Below are 6,279 nucleotides of genomic sequence, written 5' to 3'. Positions count from 1 at the left end.
TTTCTGGCAGCGGCACTCGCGGCCGTACCTGCGCTGGCGAAACTGCGCCTTGTTAAGCCAATCCACCTCGCCTTCTCCTATGACGAGGAGGTGGGATGTCGCGGCGTACCGCACATGATCGCCCGGCTTCCCGAACTTTGCGCAAAACCGCTCGGCGTCATCGTCGGCGAGCCGAGCGGCATGCGCGCCGTGCGCGGCCACAAGGGCAAGGCGGCCGCACGCGTAACCATCAAAGGGCGCTCCGGCCATTCTTCACGGCCTGACCTCGGGCTCAACGCCATCCATGCGATGTCCGAAGTGCTGAGCGTGGCGGTGAACGAAGCCGAGCGGCTGACGCACGGTCCGTTCAACTCCGCCTTCGAGCCGGCCTATTCTTCGCTGCAGGGCGGTGTGATCGCAGGAGGACAGTCGGTCAACATCATTCCCGACAGTTGCACGCTGGACCTGGAGGCACGCGCCATACCCGGTGTCGACCCGGCGAGCCTGCTCGCGCCGGTCAAGGCGCGGGCCGAGGCCCTCGCAACCGACGGCTTTCTGGTCGAATGGACGCCGATGAGCGCCTACCCGGCGCTGTCGCTGCCGCAAGACGCGGCGCTGGCGTCACTGCTGAACGCACTGACCGGCGAAGTGCCGCTAGCCGGCGTCAGCTACGGCACCGAAGCCGGCCTCTACCAGGCCGCCGGCTTCGATTCGATCATCTGCGGCCCAGGCGACATCGGTCGTGCTCACAAGCCGGACGAATATATTCTTGCCAGCGAACTCACTGCTTGCCAGCGGATGATCGAAGCGCTGGGCGCCCGCTGCGCTGCTTGAAGGGGAACCGGAATGACATTCCTGTTCAATTCGGATGCGCGGCGCGGGGCGATCTTCGCCGATGCCTTCGCCAGGGAATTGCCGGACGTCCCCTTCACCATGGATGCCGCAACAGTCGATCCCGACGCGGTACTCTATCTCATTACCTGGACCGCGCCGGAAGACCTCGCGCGCTACAAGAACCTGGAGATCCTGTTTTCGATTGGCGCCGGCGTGGACCAGTTCCGCCTCGATACGGTGCCGGCGAAGGTGAAGATCGTGCGTACGATCGAGGAGGGCATCGTGCGCATGATGCAGGAATACGTGACGCTTGCCGTGCTCGCCCTGCATCGCAACCTCCCGGGATATCTGGCACAGCAACGCGCCGGTGAATGGCGTGACATCCACCAGCCCCAGGCTGGGTCGCGCCGGATCGGCATGCTCGGCCTTGGGCAGCTAGGCGAGGCTGCCCTCGACCGGCTGAAGCCCTTCGGCTTCCCGCTCGCTGGCTGGAGCCGCTCGCCGCGGCAGATCGAGGGCGTGACCTGCCATTATGGCAAGCTCGGGCTGGAGGAGATGCTCACGGCCAGCGACATATTGATCTGCCTGCTGCCGCTGACCGGGGATACGCGCGGTTTCCTCGATGCCGACCTGTTTGCGAAACTGCCAAAAGGCGCGGCGCTCGTCCACACGGGCCGGGGGCCGCAGCTCGACCACGAAGCGCTTGTCGCCGCGCTCGACAGCGGTCAACTCTCGGCCGCGATGATCGACGTGACCGATCCTGAACCGCTGCCCCCTAGCCATCCGTTCTGGTCGCATCCGAAGATCATCCTGACGCCGCATGTCGCCAGCGTCACCCAGCCGGCGACCGCTGCACGCGCCGTCATCGACAACATCAGCCGCCACCGCGCGGGTCTCGAACCCATCGGGCTCGTCGATCGGTCGCGCGGTTATTGAAATCCAACCCGAAAGGCATCCTTTGTCCCTGCTCAAAAGCGTCGATACCAATCCAGCCTTCCCGCCGCGTGCATCCAAGGCACTGCCCGAACGGCTGATCGCCGGCGAACCCGCCTTCAAGACCTGGGCGCAGGATGCCGCCAAGGGCGACCTCGTCCATACCGGCGTCTGGGAGGCGACGCCGGGGGAGACGCGCTCGATCAAGGGTGACACGTTCGAGTTCTGCCACATCCTCTCCGGCGTGATCGAGATCACGCCCGACGCTGGCGAGACCGTGACCTACCGCGCCGGCGACAGCTTCGTGATGAAACCCGGTTTCACCGGTGTCTGGAAAACCATCGAGACGGTGCGCAAGATCTACGTGACGGTCGGCTGAAAGCGTCCGCGTGAGATGCCGGCCTGGCGCGGAAGATTTTGCCGTCTCCCACGCCTGGCACGCAACATTCGTCGGCGGCGGATCACCGAACAGCGGATGCTGCGTGCCGGCACGCGCTAAGCTCCGGCCGATACCGCAGAGTGGTTGTCGATGAGCCTGAGCTTCGATCCCGATACAATCCCCCTCCCCGTCGGCCACTTCATCGGCGGGGAACTGATCTCGACCGAGGGCGGGATCGAAATGCGCCGCCCCTCGGACGGCAAGTCATATACTGCCTGCCCTGTGGCTGGCTTAGACATGGTCGACCGTGCGGTGGCAAGCGCCAAGGCGGCGCTGAAGGCCAGCAACTGGGGCGGTGTTCGGCCGCGCGAGCGCACCAAGGCCTTGCAGGCCTGGGCCGACCTGATCGAGGCGGAAGCCGAAACGCTCGCCAGGATCGAGGCGCTGTGCTCGACGCGGCCCGTCGGCCAGCTCGTTGCCGGCGACATCGCCGTGACCGCCGAACAGATCCGCTTTTTTGCCGAGTTCGCCGACAAGGAAGGCAGCGAGCTCGTGCCGACCGATGACACCAGTCTCGGCATGATCATGAGCGAGCCCTACGGCGTTGTCGGCGCGATTACACCCTGGAACTTCCCTGTCTCCATGGCCGGATGGAAGCTCGGCCCGGCGCTGGCCGCGGGCAACGCTGTCGTGCTGAAGCCGTCGGAAATGACGTCCTTCTCGGCTGTCTACATGGCAGAGCTCGCGATCAAGGCGGGCCTGCCGGCAGGGCTCATAAACGTGGTGCTCGGAGACGGTCCGACGACCGGCACGGCGCTGACCGGCCATCCCGAGATCGCCAAGGTCAGCTTCACCGGTTCAACCCGCGCCGGTTCGGCCATCATGGAGAACATCGCCCGCACCGGCGTCAAGCCAATGACGCTGGAACTCGGCGGCAAGAGCCCGCAGATTGTTTTTGCCGATGCCGATCTCGACAAGGCAGCAATGGCCATTGCTGGCAGCGTCACCTTCAATGCCGGCCAAGCCTGTGTGGCCGGTACGCGCCTGATCGTCGAGAATAGTGTCGCCGACAGGCTGGCGACCGCCATCCTGCAGCGGATGAAGGCGGTGCGACCCGGCCCGACCTGGGACGAGACGACGCAGTATTCGCCTGTTATCTCGGAACGGCAGCGAGCGCGCATCGACAGCATCGTGCGAGCCGCGGTCGAGGCCGGCGGCGAATGCCTGACCGGCGGCGCCGCCATGGACAACCCCGGCTATTTCTACGAGCCGACACTGATCACCAATGTCGATCAGGCCAATCCTGCAATCATCGAGGAAATCTTCGGCCCGGTCCTGACCGTCCAGACGTTCGAGACCGAGGAAGAAGCGCTGACGCTGTCGAGCCATCCGACCTACGGGCTGGCCTCCGGCCTGTTCACCACCGACCTCTCCCGCACCATCCGCTTCGCGCGCAAGCTCGAAGCGGGCACCGTCTGGATCAACCGCTACAGCCGCTCGCGCGACCATATCCTGCCAACCGGCGGCTACAAGCGTTCCGGTATCGGCAAGGACCTCGGCCGAGAGGCCTATCACGCCAACCGCAGGACCAAGAGCGTCCTGATCAGCCTATGAAGAGATGCCGATGAAGTCCTATTCGATCGCCCTGATCCCCGGTGACGGCATCGGCCGCGACGTGACCGTCGCCGCCTGGTCGGTGCTGGAAACGGCGGCCAAAAACTTCGGCTTTGCCTTGGCGGGCACCGAGTTCCCCTGGTCCTGCCGCTTCTTCAAGGAGACCGGCCGCATGCTGCCCGAGGACGGTATCGAGACCTTGCGCGGCTTCGATGCCATCCTTCTCGGCGCGGTCGGCTGGCCGGCGGAGGTACCGGATTCCGTCTCGCTCCACGGTCTCCTGCTGCCGATCCGCAAGGCGTTCGTACAATATGCCAATATCCGGCCGCACCGCCTGCTGCCGGGCGTCAAGGGCCCCCTGCGGGCCGAGGGCTTCGACATCCTGTGTATCCGCGAGAACACCGAGGGCGAATATTCGGGCGCCGGCGGGCGCGTGCATCAAGGCACGCTGGACGAGGTCGCGGTGGAGACATCGATCTTCACCCGTGCCGGCGTCGAGCGGATCCTGCGCTTCGGCTTCGAGCAGGCGCGGGCGCGTCGGCGCAAGCTGGCCTCCGTCACCAAGTCGAACGCGCAGAAATACTCGATGGTGTTCTGGGACGAGATCACGCGAAAGCTGGCTGCGGATTATCCGGACGTCGAAGTGACCAGCTATCATGTCGACGCGCTCGCCGCACGTATGATCATGGCACCGGAGAGCCTCGACGTCGTCGTCGCCTCCAACCTGTTCGGCGACATCCTGACCGACATCGGCGCGGCGATACAGGGCGGGCTCGGCTACGCCGCCTCCGCCAACATCAACCCCGACCGCTCGGCGCCGTCCATGTTCGAGCCGGTGCACGGCTCGGCGCCCGACATAGCCCATCTCGGCATCGCCAATCCGATCGCCACCATTTGGTCTGGCGCGATGATGCTCGATCATCTCGGCGAAACGGCCGCGGCCGGCCGCGTCATGAAGGCGGTCGAGGCCGCAACCGCCAGAGGCATAGGCACCGTTCCCGGCAAGGACCGCACAGACGCCATCACCGCCGCTGTCGTCGCGGCGCTCACCTGATCGCAAGGTCGTTTTCGATGAAAAACCTGAAAGACGAAAGTCTCTTCTGCGAAGCCGGCCTGATCGGCGGTGAATGGGTCGCTGCCGGCTCCGGCAGGACGGTCGACGTAGTCGATCCGGCGACCCAAGCGGCGATCGGCACGGTGCCCGATATGGCCGGTCCGGAGACCCGTGCGGCCATAAAGGCCGCGGCGTCCGCCTATGGCGACTGGAAGAAGAAGACCAACGCCGAGCGCGCCGGCCTCCTAGAGGCCTGGCACGGCCTGATGCTGACGCATCTGGACGATCTGGCGCTGATCCTGACGACCGAACAGGGCAAGCCGCTGGACGAGGCCAAAGGCGAGATCCGCTACGGGGCGTCCTTCGTCAAATGGTTCGCCGAGGAAGCGCGCCGCATCAATGGCCACACCATCCCCTCGCCCACGTCCGACCGCCGCATCATCGTGCTGAAGGAGCCGGTCGGGGTGTGCGGCATTATCACGCCGTGGAATTTCCCCAATGCCATGATCACCCGCAAGGTCGCGCCGGCATTGGCCGCGGGCTGCACCGTGGTCATCAAGCCATCCGAGTTCACGCCCTATTCGGCGCTGGCGGTCGGCGTGCTCGCCGAACGGGCGGGCATTCCCGCCGGCGTCATCAACATCGTCACCGGCATGCCCACAGAGATCGGCAACGAGATCATGGCGAACGAGACCGTTCGCAAGATCTCCTTCACCGGCTCGACGCGGGTCGGTTCGCTGCTGATGCGCGGGGCGGCCGACAGCGTGAAGCGGCTGAGCCTCGAGCTCGGCGGCAACGCCCCGTTCATCGTCTTCGACGACGCCGATCTCGATCTTGCCGTCGAAGGCGCGCTCGTGTCGAAATTCCGCAATGGCGGCCAGACCTGCGTCTGCGCCAATCGCATCCTCGTCCAGGCCGGAGTCTATGAAGCCTTCGCAGCGAAGCTCAGCGCTCGCGTCAACGCCATGACGGTCGGGCCCGGCACACAGCCCGGCGTCGCCATCGGGCCGATGATCAACATGGCGGCGGTCGAGAAGATCAACCGCCACGTCGAGGACGCGCTCGCTAAAGGTGCTGCGATCATCACCGAGAAACCGGCGCTGCCGGAGGGTCCTCAGTATGTCGCGCCGCTGGTGCTGACCGGTGCCACAAAAGAGATGCAGCTTGCCGGTGAGGAAACGTTCGGCCCGGTCGCGCCGCTTTTCCGTTTCGAGACGGAAGAGGAAGCGATCGCGCTGGCCAACGGCACGCCCTACGGGCTTGCTTCCTACTTCTACACCGAAAACCTGAAACGCGCCTGGCGCGTCGGCGAGGCGCTGGAGTTTGGCATGGTGGGTCTCAACACCGGCTCGGTCTCGATCGAGGTCGCCCCCTTCGGCGGCGTCAAGCTATCCGGCCTCGGCCGAGAGGGGGCGCAGGCCGGCATCGAGGAATATCTCGAGATGAAGAGTTTTCATATGGGCGGGCTCATCTGAGACAATTTGGC

At 65.3% G+C, this 6,279-nt stretch carries 6 protein-coding genes; all 6 read left to right on the top strand.

Annotated elements, in window-relative coordinates; translation table 11 throughout:
- Positions 1 to 813: acetylornithine deacetylase (gene argE, locus C9427_RS07360; RefSeq protein ID WP_107648470.1), on the top strand; the 813-nt coding region annotated here is incomplete at its 5' end.
- Between the two features lie 12 nt (positions 814 to 825).
- Positions 826 to 1,749 (top strand): 2-hydroxyacid dehydrogenase, encoded by a 924-nt coding sequence (locus C9427_RS07355; RefSeq protein WP_107648469.1) that lies wholly within the window; start codon positions 826 to 828, stop codon positions 1,747 to 1,749.
- A gap of 22 nt (positions 1,750 to 1,771) precedes the next feature.
- Positions 1,772 to 2,125 (top strand): cupin domain-containing protein, encoded by a 354-nt coding sequence (locus C9427_RS07350; RefSeq protein WP_107648468.1) that lies wholly within the window; start codon positions 1,772 to 1,774, stop codon positions 2,123 to 2,125.
- Between the two features lie 150 nt (positions 2,126 to 2,275).
- On the top strand, positions 2,276 to 3,739 hold the full coding sequence (locus C9427_RS07345; RefSeq protein ID WP_107648467.1) for an aldehyde dehydrogenase family protein: 1,464 nt from the start codon (positions 2,276 to 2,278) through the stop codon (positions 3,737 to 3,739).
- 10 nt (positions 3,740 to 3,749) lie between these two features.
- On the top strand, positions 3,750 to 4,793 hold the full coding sequence (locus C9427_RS07340) for a tartrate dehydrogenase (RefSeq protein WP_107648466.1): 1,044 nt from the start codon (positions 3,750 to 3,752) through the stop codon (positions 4,791 to 4,793).
- A 17-nt stretch (positions 4,794 to 4,810) separates the two neighbouring features.
- The gene (locus tag C9427_RS07335) at positions 4,811 to 6,268 is read left to right on the top strand and encodes an NAD-dependent succinate-semialdehyde dehydrogenase (protein WP_107648465.1); all 1,458 of its coding nucleotides are present in this window, start codon (positions 4,811 to 4,813) and stop codon (positions 6,266 to 6,268) included.
- Positions 6,269 to 6,279: the final 11 nt, after the last annotated feature.

Origin of the sequence: Mesorhizobium helmanticense, from assembly GCF_003034915.1 — a bacterium.
Taxonomy (GTDB): Bacteria; Pseudomonadota; Alphaproteobacteria; order Rhizobiales; family Rhizobiaceae; genus Mesorhizobium; species Mesorhizobium helmanticense.
This window is presented reverse-complemented; position numbering and strand designations above follow the sequence as displayed.

What these genes read in the sequence shown, in the direction of transcription:
- C9427_RS07355 (WP_107648469.1), top strand. Translation starts at nt 826, where the DNA reads ATGACATTCCTGTTCAATTCGGATGCGCGGCGCGGGGCGATCTTCGCC.
- C9427_RS07345 (WP_107648467.1), top strand. Translation starts at nt 2,276, where the DNA reads ATGAGCCTGAGCTTCGATCCCGATACAATCCCCCTCCCCGTCGGCCAC.
- C9427_RS07340 (WP_107648466.1), top strand. Translation starts at nt 3,750, where the DNA reads ATGAAGTCCTATTCGATCGCCCTGATCCCCGGTGACGGCATCGGCCGC.
- C9427_RS07335 (WP_107648465.1), top strand. Translation starts at nt 4,811, where the DNA reads ATGAAAAACCTGAAAGACGAAAGTCTCTTCTGCGAAGCCGGCCTGATC.